Origin of the sequence: Sphingomonas sp. SAFR-052 (genome assembly GCF_051965015.1) — a bacterium.
Taxonomy (GTDB): domain Bacteria; phylum Pseudomonadota; class Alphaproteobacteria; order Sphingomonadales; family Sphingomonadaceae; genus Sphingomonas.
The window spans coordinates 1-17,329 of the sequence record NZ_JBQCMO010000021.1; the positions used below are offsets into that span (position 1 = coordinate 1).

The 17,329-nt window shown below is 64.0% G+C and carries 13 protein-coding genes and 1 pseudogene; 8 read left to right on the forward strand and 6 right to left on the reverse strand.

Annotated elements, in window-relative coordinates; all coding sequences use genetic code 11:
- The first annotated feature begins 137 nt into the window (after window positions 1–137).
- The 3 genes from ACTHQV_RS18880 (at window position 138) to ACTHQV_RS18890 (ending at window position 2,487) form a co-directional block, all read left to right on the forward strand.
- Complete coding sequence (locus tag ACTHQV_RS18880; RefSeq protein ID WP_440492267.1) at window positions 138–638, forward strand: hypothetical protein; 501 nt, start codon at window positions 138–140, stop codon at window positions 636–638.
- Between the two features lie 231 nt (window positions 639–869).
- The gene (locus tag ACTHQV_RS18885) at window positions 870–1,379 is read left to right on the forward strand and encodes a MucR family transcriptional regulator (protein ID WP_440492268.1); all 510 of its coding nucleotides are present in this window, start codon (window positions 870–872) and stop codon (window positions 1,377–1,379) included.
- A gap of 265 nt (window positions 1,380–1,644) precedes the next feature.
- Window positions 1,645–2,487: an Abi family protein gene (locus ACTHQV_RS18890; protein ID WP_440492269.1), complete on the forward strand. Its 843-nt coding sequence runs from the start codon at window positions 1,645–1,647 to the stop codon at window positions 2,485–2,487.
- 526 nt (window positions 2,488–3,013) lie between these two features.
- Here the strand turns inward: ACTHQV_RS18890 and ACTHQV_RS18895 are convergent.
- Window positions 3,014–3,811: a tryptophan 7-halogenase gene (locus tag ACTHQV_RS18895; protein WP_440492270.1), complete on the reverse strand. Its 798-nt coding sequence runs from the start codon at window positions 3,809–3,811 to the stop codon at window positions 3,014–3,016.
- Between ACTHQV_RS18895 and ACTHQV_RS18900 the strand changes: the two genes are divergently transcribed.
- The 3 genes and pseudogenes from ACTHQV_RS18900 to ACTHQV_RS18910 all read left to right on the forward strand — a co-directional run.
- Window positions 3,795–4,520, forward strand: a complete 726-nt coding sequence (locus ACTHQV_RS18900; RefSeq protein WP_440492271.1) for a hypothetical protein — start codon at window positions 3,795–3,797, stop codon at window positions 4,518–4,520. The genes ACTHQV_RS18895 and ACTHQV_RS18900 overlap by 17 nt on opposite strands.
- A gap of 1,495 nt (window positions 4,521–6,015) precedes the next feature.
- The gene (locus ACTHQV_RS18905) at window positions 6,016–6,738 is read left to right on the forward strand and encodes an SDR family oxidoreductase (RefSeq protein ID WP_440492279.1); all 723 of its coding nucleotides are present in this window, start codon (window positions 6,016–6,018) and stop codon (window positions 6,736–6,738) included.
- Window positions 6,735–6,899: pseudogene (locus ACTHQV_RS18910) on the forward strand (DUF411 domain-containing protein); the annotation flags it as partial. The gene ACTHQV_RS18905 and the pseudogene ACTHQV_RS18910, both read left to right, overlap by 4 nt.
- A gap of 40 nt (window positions 6,900–6,939) precedes the next feature.
- Here the strand turns inward: ACTHQV_RS18910 and ACTHQV_RS18915 are convergent.
- Entirely contained in the window at window positions 6,940–7,155 is a 216-nt protein-coding gene (locus ACTHQV_RS18915; RefSeq protein ID WP_440492272.1) for a hypothetical protein, read from the reverse strand.
- Window positions 7,156–7,795: 640 nt separating this feature from the next.
- Window positions 7,796–10,042 (reverse strand): glycoside hydrolase family 3 N-terminal domain-containing protein, encoded by a 2,247-nt coding sequence (locus ACTHQV_RS18920; RefSeq protein ID WP_440492273.1) that lies wholly within the window; start codon window positions 10,040–10,042, stop codon window positions 7,796–7,798.
- 146 nt (window positions 10,043–10,188) lie between these two features.
- On the opposite strand from ACTHQV_RS18920, the gene ACTHQV_RS18925 reads away from it, so the two are divergent.
- Entirely contained in the window at window positions 10,189–12,735 is a 2,547-nt protein-coding gene (locus ACTHQV_RS18925; RefSeq protein ID WP_440492274.1) for a TonB-dependent receptor domain-containing protein, read from the forward strand.
- Window positions 12,736–12,838: 103 nt separating this feature from the next.
- A complete protein-coding gene (locus ACTHQV_RS18930; RefSeq protein WP_440492275.1) occupies window positions 12,839–14,902 on the forward strand; it encodes a hypothetical protein in 2,064 nt (687 codons plus the stop codon).
- Here the strand turns inward: ACTHQV_RS18930 and ACTHQV_RS18935 are convergent.
- From ACTHQV_RS18935 to ACTHQV_RS18945, 3 genes are all read right to left on the reverse strand, one after another.
- The gene (locus tag ACTHQV_RS18935; protein WP_440492276.1) at window positions 14,877–15,551 is read right to left on the reverse strand and encodes a DUF6445 family protein; all 675 of its coding nucleotides are present in this window, start codon (window positions 15,549–15,551) and stop codon (window positions 14,877–14,879) included. The two genes, ACTHQV_RS18930 and ACTHQV_RS18935, sit on opposite strands and share 26 nt — an antisense overlap.
- A complete protein-coding gene (locus ACTHQV_RS18940) occupies window positions 15,548–17,053 on the reverse strand; it encodes a tryptophan halogenase family protein (protein WP_440492277.1) in 1,506 nt (501 codons plus the stop codon). The genes ACTHQV_RS18935 and ACTHQV_RS18940 overlap by 4 nt, the downstream gene beginning before the upstream one ends.
- 10 nt (window positions 17,054–17,063) lie before the next feature.
- A partial coding sequence (locus ACTHQV_RS18945) for a hypothetical protein (protein ID WP_440492278.1) occupies window positions 17,064–17,329 on the reverse strand: 266 nt, incomplete at its 5' end.

Sequence of the window (17,329 nt, forward strand, 5' to 3'; positions counted from 1 at the left end):
GAACAGCAACGGGCGGGGTTAACCCCGCCCGTTGCTTCACCCGCGCTCATGCGCGACAACCACGGTCGGTCTCTGGTCGCAGCTGGATGAAAGACTGGGGTCACGTCACAGCCGCCTCTGCAAGAATGGGAGATCTGATGCCGATCCGGCCGGAACACATCTTCCTGTACCCCATCGACTGGTTGCAGATTTCGCATCATGTCCGCTTCGTGCGAGCGAAGGGCTGCTGCGAGCATTGTGGCCGCCCTCATGGGCAACGAGTGTTCCATATGCGCGATGGCCGCTGGTGGGATCGCAAGCGGCAATATTGGCGTAACGGCCAGGGCCGGCGGGTGCGGCGTCCGGTCGAAAACATTCTGGAGCACGGTGCCTGGACGCCAGTGGTGCTGGCTTGTGCGCACCTCAATCATGATCCGAGCAACAGCGCCTTCGATCAGCTGGCAGCGCTTTGCCAACGATGCCACATGATCCATGACGACCCGGAGCATCGTCGCCGGCGCTGGATGAACGCGCACTACCGACGTGCTCTTGGTGACCTGTTCTACGGCCCTTACCCGATCCTGGGCAGCAGCTGGATCACACCCACGCCGATCAGCATGCTGGACGACAGTCGGTCGCTATATGCCCACATACGGTAAAGGTGCGCCACGATAGGTAGGCGCAAAAATCCTGTGACGAAGAAAAATGTTTCGTTTTCAATATCACGCATACGTGTTGGGGCATTTTGCGTACTTATCGATACACGGCGTACCTATCTCTGAAACCACAGATCGACATTACAGATTAACAAGATACCTGTTGCCGCCGTTACCGCGCAACCTATGTATAAATGACCGTAGAGCGGCGCTAGATCCAAAACTGGAAACCCAATGACCACCGAAATCAACGCTACCGAACTGGCAACCGAACTGACCATCGCCTGGTTGGGCAACTCCAATACGCGGGTAGCAGCAGACGACGTGCCCGCGTTCCTTCAGTCGATGTATGCAACCGTGACTAGCCTTGGCACGCCTGCCGAAGATACGTCTTCCGAAGCCGCCGAACCCGAATATACGCCAGCAGTGTCGGTACGAAAGTCGCTTGCCAGCAAAGATCACATTATCAGCATGATTGACGGCAAACCTTACAAGACGCTTCGCCGCCACCTGTCTGGGCATGGCCTGACGCCGGACGAGTATCGTGCTCGTTATGGTCTCAAAGCCGACTATCCCATGGTTTCAGAGACGTACAGCGAGAGCCGCCGCGACATGGCCAAGCGAATTGGTCTCGGACGCAAGCCCAAGGCAGCCTCGGACACGCCTGCGGCAGCAGACGCTGCTACCGCTACCCCGCCTAAAGGCCGGCGCGGTGCGAAAAGGGCGGAAGCCGCTGACGCTTAATAGCAGATCAATGTAGGGCGGGCGTTTGGTGAGGGTGCCTACCTCCAAACGCCTGCGTGTCCGCTAAAAATATACCAGCCCTCATTGCTTTGTTGGGTTTTCGCTCATATCTCGGAGTCAATCGAACCCGCCAGGCCTCTATCCGTAAGGATATGCACACTTGGCGGGTCTTTTTTTGCCCTGCTAAGCAGGGTGGGTGCTACGCCCTTTTACAAAACCCGCGACGACGATCGCGCAGCAGCTCCAACATCTCCAGGCTCAAGGCATGGCGGTCCCTGACGTGGCACGAGCCGAGCACTGGCTACGCCATGTAAGCTACTACCGTCTGAGCGCCTACTGGCTGCCCTTCGAATATCCCAAGGGCAGTTCTGGCCCCCGTTTCCTACCAGGCACCACCTTCGATACCGTCACTGCCTTATACGATTTCGACCGGCGCCTTCGGTTGCTGGTGCTTGATGCGATCGAGCGGATCGAAGTCGCTGTGCGGGGCAGCTGGGCGTACGAGCTCGCGCAGCGATTTGGGCCCCACGGCTACCTGGATGCAGCGCTTTATCAACATTCGGGTAGGTACCACGACAACCTAACCCGCTTGACCAACGACGTGGCAAGCTCGCCTGAGACCTACATCGATCATTACCGTCGGACCTACAGCACACCAGCAATGCCGCCTGTGTGGATGGTGGCGGAAATGATGTCGTTCGGTCAGCTCTCCCGGTGGTACGCGCTGCTCGACGATCGGGCGCTCCGCAACGCCATAGCCAAGCCTCTTGGTCTTCACGAGGCAGTGCTGGTGCCACTTCTCAAACATCTCTCCACGATCCGAAACAGCTGCGCACATCATGCCCGGCTTTGGAACCGAGGCTTTCTGTTGCGCATGCGGGTGCCCTTTAAACCGGCCGCCCTCGTAAGCACGCTTGAACCGCCGGCAGCCCATGCTCCTGCCCAGCTCTACAACGCCCTGGTCCTCGTGGTTTTCCTGCTGAAGCAGGTTGCTCCTACATCGGTTTGGCGAGATGAGCTGGCGGCGTTGCTTGCCCAGCATCCGACCGGCGATCTAGCCGCAATGGGTTTCCCGCAAGACTGGGCAGCTAGATCCTTGTGGCTTTGAGATTTCTTGGGTCAAGGATCAGAATCCTCCGGTTGCGGCACAAGCGAACCATAACCAGACCTTCAAACCCATATTGTTCGGGGAAAAAGCCATTGCGACCTTTGTCGTGTTCGATCCTTTCGTCGTTCCAGGTACTCGCTCATATGTACAGCCGGGGCTCCGTAGCGGTATGATGGATAAGCGGCAGTCAGTAATCACCAGCGTAGTGCGGCGAGCGCCCGAATGGATCCGGCATGATCTGCTCGCTAAGGATCCTGCAGGGCGCCAGCGGGCGGAGGAAGCTCTCGCTGCTATGATAGCTGCAGCCCTTGGCGATGACGCGGAGGATAGTAAGCGAGTCGTTTAATCTAACCGAGAAGCTGCAACGACCCACGAGACGACATTCACAGCTGTTTTGCGCTCTCCAACCCCGGACCTGCATTCACGCTGGCCTGACGCGTCGACCAGCGATGGCAGGAACGGCGAGAATTGGTGGGAAACGGTACGGCCGCTTTCAGACAGCGATTGCGAAGGAACAGACGTTCGTTCAGCCGGAAGGACAGGGGGGCTGAACCCCCGCCGGTTGTGTAAAGCCGACGGTCCGCGCCAGCACCGCCCCATGTTGCGGCAGGGTCGCGACCGCCGCCGCGGTTGCGCTGCGCATCTGGCGGATGGCGGGGAGCAGGCGTTCCTCGTCGAGGGCGTCGGCGATCGGGTCGTAACCGACCGGTTCGATTCCCTGCCCGAGGAGCACCGCGACCCAGCTGGGCATCGCGAACAATTCGTCCTCGTAGCGGAAAATGCGCCCCTTCTGCCGGAACAGGTCGATCTTGCGCGTCAGGCTGTCGGGCACGTCCATTGTGCGGACATGGTTCCAGAAGGGGGAATCGTCGCGTGCGGTCGCGTGGTAGTGGAGGATGATGAAGTCACGGATCGACCGGTAGTTGTCGGCCATCTGCCGGTTATATTCGTCGCGCTCGACGGGAGAGAAGCCGCGGTCGGGGAACAGCGCGAACAGTTTCGATATCCCCTGCTGGATCAGATGGATGCTGGTCGATTCGAGCGGTTCGAGGAAGCCGCCCGACAAGCCGATCGCGACGACATTGCCCGCCCACATCGCATCGCGCCGCCCGGCGGTGAACGACAGGCGGCGCGGCGCTGCGGTGGGCGCTGCATCGAGGCGGCTTAGCACCAGTGCCTCCGCCGCATCGTCGTCCATATAGCGGCTGGCATAGACCACGCCGTTGCCGGTGCGATGCTGCAGCGGAATGCGCCACTGCCAGCCGGCGGCGTGCGCGGTGGCGCGGGTATAGGGCAGCACCGGTTCGGTGCGGTCGGTCGGCACGGCGATCGCACGGTCGCAGGCCCCGCCCCTCTCGCGGCCGACCGGGGCGGGCGCGCAGGGTTTCGTACGGCGCGAGGGGGTGCGGCTGCTGGTCGATGACCAGCCCTATCGCTTCGTCGGCGGCAATATGTGGTATGCCGCCTATCTCGGCGTCGATGCCCCCTATGGCGACCGCGCCCGGCTGGGGCGCGAGCTCGATGCGCTGGCGGCGATGGGCGTGACCAACGTCCGCGTGGTGGCGTCGAGCGAGGAAGGGCCGCTGAAGAACTCGATCAAGCCGGGGTTCCGCGGACCGGGCAAGGATTACAACCGGACGCTGCTGGCGGGCCTTGATTACGCGCTGGCGGAAATGGGCAAGCGCGGTATTCGCGCGGTGCTGTACCTGACCACTTTCTGGGAATGGTCGGGCGGCATGATGACCTATCTGTCCTACGTCAATGGCGGCAACTATCTGAACATGAACGATCCAGCGCATCCCTGGCCGGCCTTCGCGAACTTCAACGCGCAATTCTATGGCAATCGCGCGGCGATGGACCTGTACCGCGACTGGATCCGCACCGTTGTCGGGCGGACCAATGGCGTGACCGGCAAACCCTATGCCGACGATCCGACGATCATGGCGTGGCAGTTGTCGAACGAACCGCGCCCGGCGGGCGGTGACGCTGTCCGACCAGATACTGGTCTTCCGCCACGAAGCACCACCGCATGAGCACGAGTCGGCGCGCCAGTTCGTTCAGATGCTGGGCGCGGTCTACGACGTTCTCGACCTGCCGCCGGTCCAGTATCGCGACTGGGCCGACCGTGCCGAACGGTCGGCGCACGACCTGATGACCGCGCCGGAGGCGACGATCCGGCATTACGGCCATCGCTACGTCCATCCCTACACCGCTGCGGAATATCCCGACATCATGGTGCAGATGTCAGCCATCGCCGCACTCCACCAATGGGGCAAATGGCGCGGCGAGCCGCACCCGCTGGAAAAGGAACTCAAGGCGGGCCTGCGCAGATTCTACGATCGCGACCTCGGCACACTCCGGCGCTATCTGCCCAACGTCGGCAAGGACAAGGACGCCGATGCCGTCGACAGCCGGTATCTATATCACCCGCTGCTGAACCTCGTCAGCCTCGCGCTCGACGTTGACCGGCAGGCGCGCGGGCTGTTCCTCGACTCAATCGACTATGCTGTGAAGGCCGCACGTCATTTCGACTATCGCTGGCCGATCCAGTACAAGATTACCGACTTTTCGGTGATCACCGAAGAGGCGGAGGTCGACGGGCGCGGGCAGACTGATGTCGGCGGCATCTATGCCTGGGTCATGTTGCAGGCGTTCGAACTGACCGACGAGAAGATGTATCTCAATGAAGCGCGTGCTGCGATCGATGCGGCGATCGGCTTGCGCTTCAACATCAATTATCAGGCGAACCTGACCGCATGGGGCGCCGCTGCCTGTATGCGGTTGTGGCGGATCACCAATCGCGACGTCTATCGCGAGCAAAGCTACGTCTATCTCGCCAGCTTCCTGCACAACGCACTGCTGTGGGATAGCCAGATCGGCCATGCCGAGCACTACGAGACATTCCTCGCGGTTACTTGCCTGCAGGATGCACCGTACATGGCGATGTACGAATGTTTCGACAGCTTCGTAGCATTCGAACAATATTCGAATGATGGCGGCCCTGACCTAGAGCCGGAAGCACGGATGTTCATCGGCGAATATTGCCGCTATGTCCTATCGCGAGCCTGGTATTATTATCCCGATGCGCTGCCGGACGAGGCGATCGCGACCGAGCAGCGGGAGTCGAACGGCCATGTCGCCCGCAATCTGTCCTTTCCGCTAGAGGACCTCTATCCCGATGGCCAGCCCGCCGGACAGGTCGGGCAGGAAGTCTATGGTGCGGGGGCGGCGTTCATCTTTGCATCACGCGCGCTCCACCATGTCGAGGGCGCGCCGTTCCGCCTGTACTGCGACCTGCTATTGCGCGCGGTCGAACGTATCGGCAACCGGGCTTTGTCGGTCCAACTTGATGGGGGGGGCGCCGCGGACGGCGAATTTGCGGCTGGTCCGGCTGCCGGGCCGCAGCTTGCCCGACAGCAAGCTCACCACCGCCGACGGCGACCCGATCGATGCCGAGGCGGTCGATGCCGATCGCATCGATTATCGCGTACCGGCGAATGGCCGTCTGATCCTGACGTGGGAATGAGCATGACTGATCTCAACGGCAAACGCATCCTGCTGACGGGGGGAACCAGCGGCATTGGCAGCGCGAAGCTGACGGCGCTCGCCGCCGCGGGCGCACGAGTCGTGACCTGCGGCCGACATCAAGCGTCGCTGGAGGAAGCGATGGCGGCGGCACCGGGCGACGTGTCCGTCGTCGCGGCGGATCTAGCCGGCGAGAAAGGAGTCGATGCGGTGTTCGCGGCGGTCGACGACACGCTCGGCGGAATCGACATGCTGGTCGCTTGCGCGGCGCTCGGTGCCGATCCGATCGTGGACATGGACGATACCAATTGGCGCTATGTCCTAGACACCAACCTCGCAGCCTTTCTTGGCTGCGCCAAGCATTCGATCGAGCGGATGGAGGTGGCCGGCGGGGGCCACCTGTTGTTTGTCGGGTCGATCAGTACCGAGATCAAAGCGGTGGGCGAAAGCGTCTATGCCGCGACCAAGGCCGGCGTACAGGCGTTCGCCGAAACGCTGCGCAAGGAAGTCGCCGGCCGCAACATCAAGGTCAGCGTCATTCAGCCCGGATCGGTCGACACGGCCATGCAGCAGTGCAGTACGGAGGAGAAACGGGCAGCGGTCGCCGTGGGCGAGATGCTCGATCCGGCCGAGATTGCCGAGGCGATCTTTTTCGTCCTCACCCGTTCTGCCGCCTGCGACATCGTCAACCTGCGCATCGAACCGTTGCTGCAAAAGACCGCTTGAGGCACGCGCTGGCCACCAAGCCGAAGGGCGTGACGGGACTTGCGGTGGCGGGGATGCCGATGGGATCACCGGGGATGGAGATGCCCGGCATGAAGGCACAGGCCTACGACGTGATCGCGTTCGGACCGGGCGGACGTCGCGTCTACGCCCATCACGGGTAAATAGCGGCGGGAGTGGAGGATCGCTCCCGCCGCCCCTGTATCAGTGCTTCATGCCCGACATGTCGTGTCCGGCATGGTCATCGTGTTTGCCGTCCTTCATGCCGGCGCAGCAGTCGCCCTTTTTGCCGTCCTGTTCCTTGCAGCAGTCCGCGCCGTCCTTGCAGCACGCCATGGCGGCACAGCATGAACCGGCCGCGAACGCGACACCGGGGATGGCCAGCGCCAGAGCGACGCCGATCAGCTTGAACTTGTTCATCAGTAACTCCGTCGATTGAAAGCGTGGGATCGTGATCGTCACACGGTTCGCGGAGGCGGCGTGGCCGGGGGGATGGGCATACCCGTGAGGCCGACGACGGGCAGGGGGCGCAACGCCAGGCGTGCGGGAGGGGCAACGTCGACCGGTGCCAGCGCACTGGCCTGAACCGCCGCGCACGGGCTCGAGCAGGCGGCTTGTTGCGGTGCCTTCCCCGGCTTCGGCTTGCTCACGCAACCGGCCATTTCCAACGCGACAGGCGAGGCGTTCGCAACCGCTTCGCAGATCGGCCCCAGGCGCATGACCAGCACCAGCGCCAACACGGCCAGAGCCGCGAGGCGGAGCATAGCGGCAAGACGCGGCAGTCGGCGTTCCATACCCGCTATCGGCGCCGACCGGCGATCAATGTCAATGCACGATCGAGAGCGTTGTCGGCACCGCTACCATCCAGAGCGCCATCGCGACCATCATCACATTCCGGGTGGAGCGACAGGAAGCCTATCGGCACGTTGCTATCCCCGCCCGCGCAGGCGCACTTCAGTTCGCTTGTCGATATAGCCGGCCGTCCAGCAAGGTGATCGATCAGGCAATTCTGACGGGTGTGGCACGCTGGTTCGCCAATATAATATTGTCAGCGACGGCCTCAGCGTACTTCGAAACTTCCACCGATCTCGGTTTCGTCACCTGCGCTGATCCAGCAGTCGAACCGGCCGGGTTCGATCTGCCGCGTTCCATCGCTCGCTATCAAGGCCAGTGCATCACCGACGATGGTCAGCGCCACGCGCGCCTCGGCGCCGGCCGCCAGCGTAACACGCGCGAAAGCCTTCATTTGCCGTATTGGACGGGTCCTACTCGCCACGCGGTCATGAACGTCCAGGCGAATCAGCGCCGACCCGGTTCGCGTGCCGATGTTGCGCACCAGCACCGATATCGGCACCGCCGCACCGGCAGCAACCGTGCCCGGCAGGCGGAGCGCCGACAGCGCGAAGCGCGTATAGCCCATGCCCGACCCGAACGGGTACAGCGCCTGGTCCGGTGCGTCGCGCCAATGACTGCGGCCCGGTGTCATCGGGTCGCTGTCGGGTGCGGGCCGGCCGGTGCTCCGCCGGTCATAGGACCAGGGCTGCTGTCCGCTGGCGATCGGAAAGCTGACCGGCAGCCGCCCGGTCGGCTCGACCTTGCCGAACAATATGTCGGCGATCGCCGGCCCGGTCTGCTCGCCCAGGAACCATGTCGCGAGCAACGCAGGCGCATCGCGCACCGCGCCGGTCAGCGCCAGCGCACGACCATGGCGCAGCAGGACGACGATCGGCTTGCCGACCGCTGCCACCGCTTCGGCCAGCGCCTGTTGTGCGGCCGGGACGATGATGTCGGTCCGGCTATTGCCTTCGCCCGACATATCGGCCCCTTCACCGATGGCGAGGAGGACGATGTCGGCCCCGCGCGCCGCCACAAGCGCGCGCTCGATTCCGCCGGGCAGGGATTCGCCGATCGCGCTACCAGCTTCGACGACGAGGAGCGCCGGATCGTCGAGTATCGCGCGCAGTCCCGTCGCGATGTCAATGCCGTCCCCGGCATCCCCCGCAAACGACCATGGTCCATTCAGATTGGCGCGATCGGCCCCGAACGGACCGATCAGCGCGATGCGCTTGCCCGCGCGCGGCAATGGCAGCAGGCCGCCATCGTTGCGCAAAAGCACGATCGATCGCGTCGCCACCTCGCGCGCCACTTGCTTGATCGCGACGCTCCCGGTCTCGCGCCGCTCGGCCCGCCGGTCGATCGACCGGAACGGATCATCGAACAGTCCCAGCCGCTCCTTCAGCGTCAACACCCGCCGCACCGCCTGATCGACTGCGCCGAGCGGCACGCGTCCTTCCGCGACCAGTGCCGGCAGGTGACGGACGAACAGCCCGCTCTGCATCGACATGTCGATCCCGGCAAGAATGGCGAGCCGTGCAGCGTCGGCCTCGTCCGCCGCGACGCCGTGCGCGATCAATTCGCGATCGGCATCGTAATCGGACACGCATACCCCGTCGAAGCGGAGTTCGCCGCGCAACATGTCGGTCAGCAGGGGGCGATTGGCGCTGACCGGCACGCCGCCGAAATCGGTGAACGACGCCATGGTCGCGCCGGCACCGGCGGCAAAGGCGGCGGTGAACGGCGGCAAGAACGTCTCGCGTAGTTCGGCCCCGCTCATGTCGACTGCGGCATATTCCATGCCACCCCGTACTGCGCCGTACCCAACGAAATGCTTGGGCGTTGCGAGCAGCGCGTCGGCGCGCGTCAGGTCCGGCCCCTGAAACCCCTCGACCCGCGCCGCCGCCAGCAATTGGTTGAGCAGCACGTCCTCCCCCGCGCCCTCGGCGACCCGGCCCCAGCGCTGGTCGCGCGCGACATCGACCATCGGCGCGAAGGTCCAGTGGATTCCGCCTGCGGTCGTCTCCACTGCTACCGCCCGCGCCGCCCGGCGCGACAAGTCGGGGTCGAACGCCGCCGCTTCCGCCAACGGGATCGGAAAGATCGTCCGGCACCCGTGTAGCACGTCGGCGGCGAAGGCGAGGGGGATGCGCAACCGGCTCGTCAGCGCCGCTTCCTGCGCCCGGCGCGCGCCCGCTACGCCATAGCCATTGAAGAGCATGCCAATGCGTCCGGCGCGAATATCGGCCAGCATGGCATCGCCGCCGCGTGGATCGATCACCGGATTGAACACGGCGCCGACCGGACGGATCTCGTCATTGAAGCAACTGAGCTGCCCCGCCTTTTCCGGCAGCGTCATCTGCGACAGCAGCGTCTCGACCCGAACGGAGGCGGCACGCGCCCCGATCGGCAGCAGCGCGGCGGTGCTGCCGAGCAGCACGCCCGACAAAAGCCTCCTGCGACTTGTCAGCATTGCTTCGACTAAATGTTGCTGGATCGCCACAGTTCGGCTCGCAAAGTCTTTGGTCCGTTAACCAACATTGCAGCCTTATCGGCGCGGGTCTAGTTGTAACCGGTTCCGGGAACCCCGGGACCAAAGATTACAGGGTGGAGAGGATCATGCTGACATTTAACCGCTTTGGCGGACGCGCGGCATTGCTGGCCAGCGCGACGCTGCTGCCGGTCGCGGCTTTCGCACAGACGCCGCCGGCCGATCCGGCGACCACGCAGACCGCCGATGGCACGACTGCGACGACCGATGACGAACAGGATGTGATCGTCGTCACCGGCACGACCACGCGCGATCGTCCGCTCATCACCGCATCGGCCGACATCACGCTGGCCGACCGCGCCGATATCGATCGCCGCGCGCCGCGCTCGACCGCCGATATGCTCGAACTCGTCCCCGGCATCTTCGTCGAAGCGACGGCGGGGCAGGTGTCGAACAACTATTCGGTGCGCGGTCTTCAGGGCGGCGGCCAGCGCTTCGTCCAGTTGCAGGAGGACGGCATGCCGATCCTCTATGGCGGGGGCGGCGCCGACTTCTTCTTCGATCAGGATCTGACTATCGATCGCCTCGAAGCGGTCAAGGGCGGTTCGTCGGGCGTGCTGACCGTTAACGGCGCCGGTGCGACGATCAACTTCATCTCGCGGCGTCCAAACTTCAACGAAGCCGAAGGGGCGGCGCGCGTCACCGCCTATAATTACGGCATGAAGCGCGGCGATTTCTATTATTCGCAGCCGCTCAGCGACAATCTGGCGTTCAACATCGGCGGCTATGTCCAATCCAGCCCCGGCGTGCGCGACAATCCGTTCGACTATGCCGGCTGGCGGATCAAGAGCATGCTCGAATATCGCTTCGACGGCGGCGGCTATGTCCGCCTGTCGGCCAAGGGCGGCGATGTCGAGAACGCTTACTATGCGACCATGCCCTATCGGCTCGACGACGGCGAAGTGCGCGGCATCGCCGGTCTCGATACCCAGTTCGGTAATGTCGGTGGCGACGCGTTCGCCAACATTGCGGTGCCGGTATCGACCTTCGCCCATCCCAGCGGCTTCCGCGAATTCCGCTATCGCGACGGGATCAAGGCAAAGACGGCACAGGTCCGGCTGGACATCGAAAAGCCGGTCACCGAAACCCTCGATCTGTTCGCCCATGCCCGGTATCTTAAATATTCATACGACTTCAACGGGCTGTTTCCTGGGTCGGGTACCGGCAATGGCGGTCTGACCAGCGCGCGCAACTATCTGACGCAGGGCGGCAATTCGCCGATCAACGACCTGCTGGTGCTCGGTTCGGCCAATTTCCCCGATCGCGTCCGGTTCGGGATCAAGAATCTGCGGACCGGCGTGGTATTGGGGTCGAACCAGACGGCGGAACTGGACGCGCTGAACGGCAACGGCTTCCTGCAGCGCACCGTCCTCAACCACGACTATATCGACGGGCGCGACTTCGGAGCGAATGTCGGCGGCCGATGGGAATATGAGAACGACAGCTTCAAGAACTCGCTTACCGCCGGCGTCATGTACTATAACGTCAAGCGATCGCAGGATCAGTCGGCGACCGCCAGCGTCGTCAACGGCGTCAGCACCAATAGCGACATCTATGACATCGTCGCGCTCAATTCCGCCAATCAGGTGATCGGCACGCTGTCGGACAACGGTCTCGTCTCCTATGGCGACTGGGGTGCCGGCATTCGCGAGCGACTGGATTCGGCGGTCTCGCTCTACGTCAACGACGAAGTCGCGATCGGCGATCTGCGCATCGACGGCGGGGTCCGCTGGGAAAGCGACGATGCGACGGCGCGCGACGGCAACCAGTTGGCGACGAACCAGCCGGTGCCGGCGGGCGTCGGCGGCGTGGTCCGCAATGTCGGGTCCAGCTTCGACGGCACCTTCGCCGTGCGTCAGCGCACCCAGCGCAAGGCGTCGTGGACGGTCGGTGCCAACTATCTCATCACGCCCAACTTCGCGGTCTATGCCCGCTACGCCAACGGGTTCCAGACCAACAACGTCGATCCGATCACCACGATCGAGCTGTACGAAGCCGGCGTCCGCTATCAGATGGGGCGCTTCTTCTCCGGCTCGGCGACCGTCTTCCGCACCAACTTCGACAATCAGAATTATAATTTCGCCAACCCCACCAACCCCTCTCAACAGCAGAACCTGAACGCCGACCTGCGGACCAAGGGCGTCGAGATCGACTTCGTCGTTCGCCCGACGACATGGTTCTCGGTCGATTTCCAGGGCGTGTTCCAGGATCCGCAACTGCTCAACCTGCAACTCGACGGCGTCGATCAGGGGGCTTCGTTCGAGGGCAATCGCCCCGAACGTACCCCGGCACAATTGTTCACGATCCTGCCGTCGTTGACGCTGCCGAACGGTCTCGGCGACGTCTATGCCCGCTACAAGTTCGTCGGCAAGATCTTCGCCGACAACGGCAACGGCATCGCACTGCCCAGCTATGGCGTGACCGGGATCGGCGTGAACCTGAACCTCAGCCAGCGGGTACAATTGAACCTGAACGCCGACAACGTCTTCGACGTCGTTGGTCTGACCGAGGGCAATCCGCGACAGGGCCAGACGCAGGCGATTACCGACGGCTTCTTCTATGCCCGCGGAATCGTCGGTCCGACCTATGGCGGTTCGTTGACGTTCCGGTTCTGACGGATCGGTCGTCTTCCCGGACAACGGCTCCTCTCCCTCGGCAGGGAGGGGAGCGACGCCCAGTCGTAACGACGGCCGAAATATTATCAAAAGAGGTTGCGCGATGAAGACCATGGTGCGGTGGTTGCTTGCGGGTGCGATGCTGGCGGGAACGGGGCTGGCGGTGGCACAGCGCCCGGCCAAGGCTCCCGAACTTGCCTATCAGTTGACCGAGGGGCAGAATCTCAACGCCTTCGTCCGCGAAGGGCCGGTCGCCGCGCATTTGTTGCTGCGCAACGGCACCGACCCGCGCATCCTTGTCGCCTTTCCCGCCGGCAATAGCGGCGTCGGGCTGTGGTTCGCTCCCGTCGGGCAGGTGGCAACGTGGCGCCTCGAACAGGCACCACGTCCGACTACTGCGCCCGGCGTCGCCGGGCCGCAGCCGGCGATCGTCACCCGCGCCAGCATCGACGTGCCCGAACTGCGCATCAAACAAGCGATATTGTCGTCGATCCGGTTCCTGCGCGACTATCAGTCGGTCGGCCGGTTCCCCGCCGAAGTCGCGGTCGAGCCGGTCATCACTGGCAACACGATCCGCTGGAGCCGTCCGCGTCTTGATGGCAAGCCGGGTTATCTGTTGGAGATAAGGTTGCTGTCCGGCTCGATCCGGAATGGCGTGCTGGTCGCCGATGCGGGTCGCCCGCTGCGCATGGAGATATTGGCGTCGAGCGGTGAGACGCCGCTGAACGGCCTTGCCCCGAACGAACTGCTCAATGCCCGTGCCGCCAACGATTCTACCGCGCGCAACGCACTGCAATTTCTCAGCTATCGCGAGAAATTCCTTGCCGGGTCGTGGCGGTTCCAGACCTATTTCGGTCGCGACACGCTGATGTCGCTACGCCTGCTGATGCCGGTATTGCAGCCGCAGGCGATCGAGGCGGGGCTGGGTTCGGTCCTCACCCGTCTCGACGCGCGCGGTGATGTTGCGCATGAAGAGGGTATAGGCGAGTTCGCGGTGGTCGATCGGCGCAAACTGGGTCAGCGCGGTGACGCTGCCGTGCTGGATTACGCGATGGTCGATGACGACTATATGCTCGCCCCCGTCGCCGCTTCGTATTTGCTCAACCGCGGCAACGCCGCCGCTGCTGGCGCATTCCTCGCTCGACCACTGGTGTCTGAAGGCGTCCCCGATACCACCGCGCCGGCCGGCAAGCTTCTGGTTCGCAACCTTCGCTACGTTATCGACAGCGCACGGCCGTTCGCGAAGCGTCCGGACACGTCACGGCTGGTAGCGATCGGCAAGGGGCGCCTGACCGGCCAGTGGCGCGACAGCGAAGAGGGGCTGGGTCGCGGTCGCTATGCCTATGACGTTAATGCCGTGTTCGTGCCAGCGGCGCTGGAGGCGGCAGCGCGGTTGTTGCGGGCAGGACTGCTCGATCGCTATCTCACTACGGAGGATCGGGCAGCGCTGACAGAGGCGGATGCGATGGCGGCGGTGTGGCGCGACCGTGCGCCGGTCATGTTCCGCGTGTCGGTGCCATTAGCACAGGCCCGGCCGCGGATCGAAGGTTATGCGCGCTCGCTCGGTATCCCCGCCGCGCCGGCGCTGGCCGCACTCGGCACCGCGCCACTCGTGTTCCATGCGATCGCCCTCGATGACAGCGGTCGGCCGATCCCGATCGTGAACTCGGACGAAGGCTTTTCGCTGATGTTTGCCGAACCGTCGCCTGCCGATCTTGAAACCTACGTCACCGCTGCGATGCGGCCATTTCCCGCCGGTTTGATGACCGATATCGGGATGCTGGTCGCTAATGCGGCGCAGACCGACGCGACGGTGCAGGGACGCTTCACCCCCGCCGCCTATCACGGCGCGGTGGTATGGTCGTGGCAGCAGGCGCTGTTCGCCGCTGGTCTGGAACGACAACTCGCTCGCCCCGACCTCCCGGCCAAGACCCGCACGGTGCTGACTACGGCACAGGCGCGGTTGTGGCGCGCGATCGCCGCCACCCGCGCGACGCAGAGTTCGGAGCTATGGTCCTGGGCCAATACCGACGGCCGGTATCGGGTGGTGGCGTTCGGCGCTGGCAAGCAGGACGTTGACGAATCCAACGCCGCGCAACTGTGGAGCACGGTCTATTTGGCAGTCCGGCCGCCGCAGGCGGTCAGGTCAGCGAAAGGAAAGCGGTAACCGTCAGCCGCCCCCGCGCCGGATGGCCGTCGAGCGCTAGATCGGGTGGGATCAGCCCACTGTGCAGCAGCGCGCTGCGGTACAGGACCGCCCGATTGCAGCGCGCATCGACCGCCGACACCTGTTCGAACTGCGCGGTCGATCCTTGGATATAGGCGGGCGGCGGGGGTGCATTGAGCATCTCCGCCCGCACCGCGTCCAGATATGTCGACATGCGGGCTGCGTCGATCGTTTCGAAACCGGTTGCACGGTGGCGGTAGAAGGCGGTGCCGCCGCTGCCTTCGCCACCCAGATAATGGACTAGGGCAATTCGGTTGGGATCGACTGCATCGAAATGGGGAATGCGTTGCTCGACCGATAGCTGGTCGGCGGGCGTCGTCACGACCGAAAAACTGGCGTCGAGCAGCGCGATACCGCCGCTGTGGCCAAACACATGCGCAACCACTTGCGACAGTGCCGGTCGCACCGCGTGGAAATAATCGCGTGGCAAGGTCGTCCGGACGCCCGGATATTGCCGTAGTGCCGGTTCGAAGCGCGTGGCCGCAGCAAAGTCACGCAGGGCCTGCGGGTCGGGATGGAAATGATCTACGATCGCGATCGGCTGCCGCTCCGCCCCGATCCGTCGCGCCACGATGTCGGGCGCGGTCATGCCGGGCCGATCATAGCTGCCAGGGCGGTATCGTGCATCGGCAGCGTCGGAGCAGCGCGCGCGACGATGTCGGCGATTTGGCGGACCTGCGCCCGGTTGGTCGCGCTGTCGATCGCGTCGGCCAGGGGGTTGTAGCCCTGTGCCACGATCCCCTGGCCGTTCAGCACCGCCAGCCAGCTCGCATCGCGGAACAGTTCGTCGGTATCGAGAATCAGCCGCCCCGACCGGCGATACTGCTCCTCGCGGACCACCAGCGTCTCGGGCAATGCCATGGTCCGGCAATGTGTCCATAGCGGTTCGCTGCGTCCGCTGGTCGCATGATAGTGCAGGATCAGGAAATCCCGGATGCCGTCCATATCGCGCGCGAACACGGCATTGAACCGGTCCGCCAGCGCAGGATCGCAGTTACGATCGGGGAACAGCGTCAGCAGCTTGGTAATGCCGCTCTGGATCAAGTGAATGCTGGTGGACTCCAGCGGTTCCAGAAACCCTGCCGACAGCCCGATCGCGACGACATTGCCCCGCCATGGACGCCGTCTGGTGCCGGCGGTGAAGCGCAGGAAACGTGGTTCAGCCAGCGGCTCGCCGTCGAGGTTCGTCAGAAGCGTCGCCGCTGCCTCGTCGTCCGACAGATGGCGGCTCGCATAGACATAGCCGTTGCCGGTGCGGTGCTGCAGCGGGATGCGCCACTGCCACCCCGCCGCCCGCGCGGTCGATCGCGTGAACGGCGTGGTCGCTGCGACCCGGGCGCACGGCACCGCGACCGCGCGGTCGCACGGCAGCCAGTGCGACCAGTCGTCATAGCCTTCGCCCATTTCGCCCGCGATCAACAGGGCGCGAAACCCCGAACAGTCGATGAACAGGTCGCCCCCGAACCGTTCGCCGCGTTCGGTCACGAGCGCCGTGACGAAGCCGGTTTCGCCGTCGCGCTCGACATGCCGCAACGTGCCCTCGATCCGGGTCACGCCCGCCGCCTCGCTCCGTTGGCGCAGAAAGGCGGCGTATAGTCCGGCATCGAAGTGATAGGCATAGCCGAGCGTCGACAGGATCGATCGCGCATCGCCCATGGGCTTCGCGAACCGCCCCTGCGCCGCCAATTGCGTGGCGAGTGACAGCGCGGGCAGAAAGATGTCCAACCCCTCCGCTTGCGCCTTCAGCCAGCGATGATGGAAAGCGACCCCGGGCAGGGTCGCGCCGAACTGGCCAAAAGGATGAAAATAGCGGTGCCCCGGCGCGGTCCAGTCCACGAACTCGATGCCGAGCTTGAACGTCGCCTTTGTCGCGCGCAGAAATTCGGCCTCGTCGATACCGACCAATTCGTTGAACCAGTGTATCGTCGGGATCGTAGCCTCGCCGACGCCGACGGTGCCGATCGTGTCGGATTCCAGCAGCGTGATCGCGACCGTTTCGCCGAAGCTGCGTGACAGGGCCGCAGCCGTCATCCAACCAGCGGTTCCGCCCCCCAGGACGACGACACGGCGAACGCGATCGGTTGTTTGCATGGTCTTGTTGCTACACCGCTGTTGACCCGTTGAGAACCGAGCATGGCAATGCGCGGGTTCCCAAGACGAGCCGCGCCCCGCCTCCGGTTTGGTCGGTCTGGTAAGACCGGACCGAGGGCGGAGTGGGGTTCATCGTGACCTGCTGCCGGTTTTCTGGACCGCTTGGAGCTGGAAAATTCCAGTTATGAAGGAGGGCCAGGGAAGCGGAGCGAGCGATGAAGAGGTCGAAGTTTTCGGAGGCGCAGATCGCCTTCGTGCTGAAGCAGGCCGAGGACG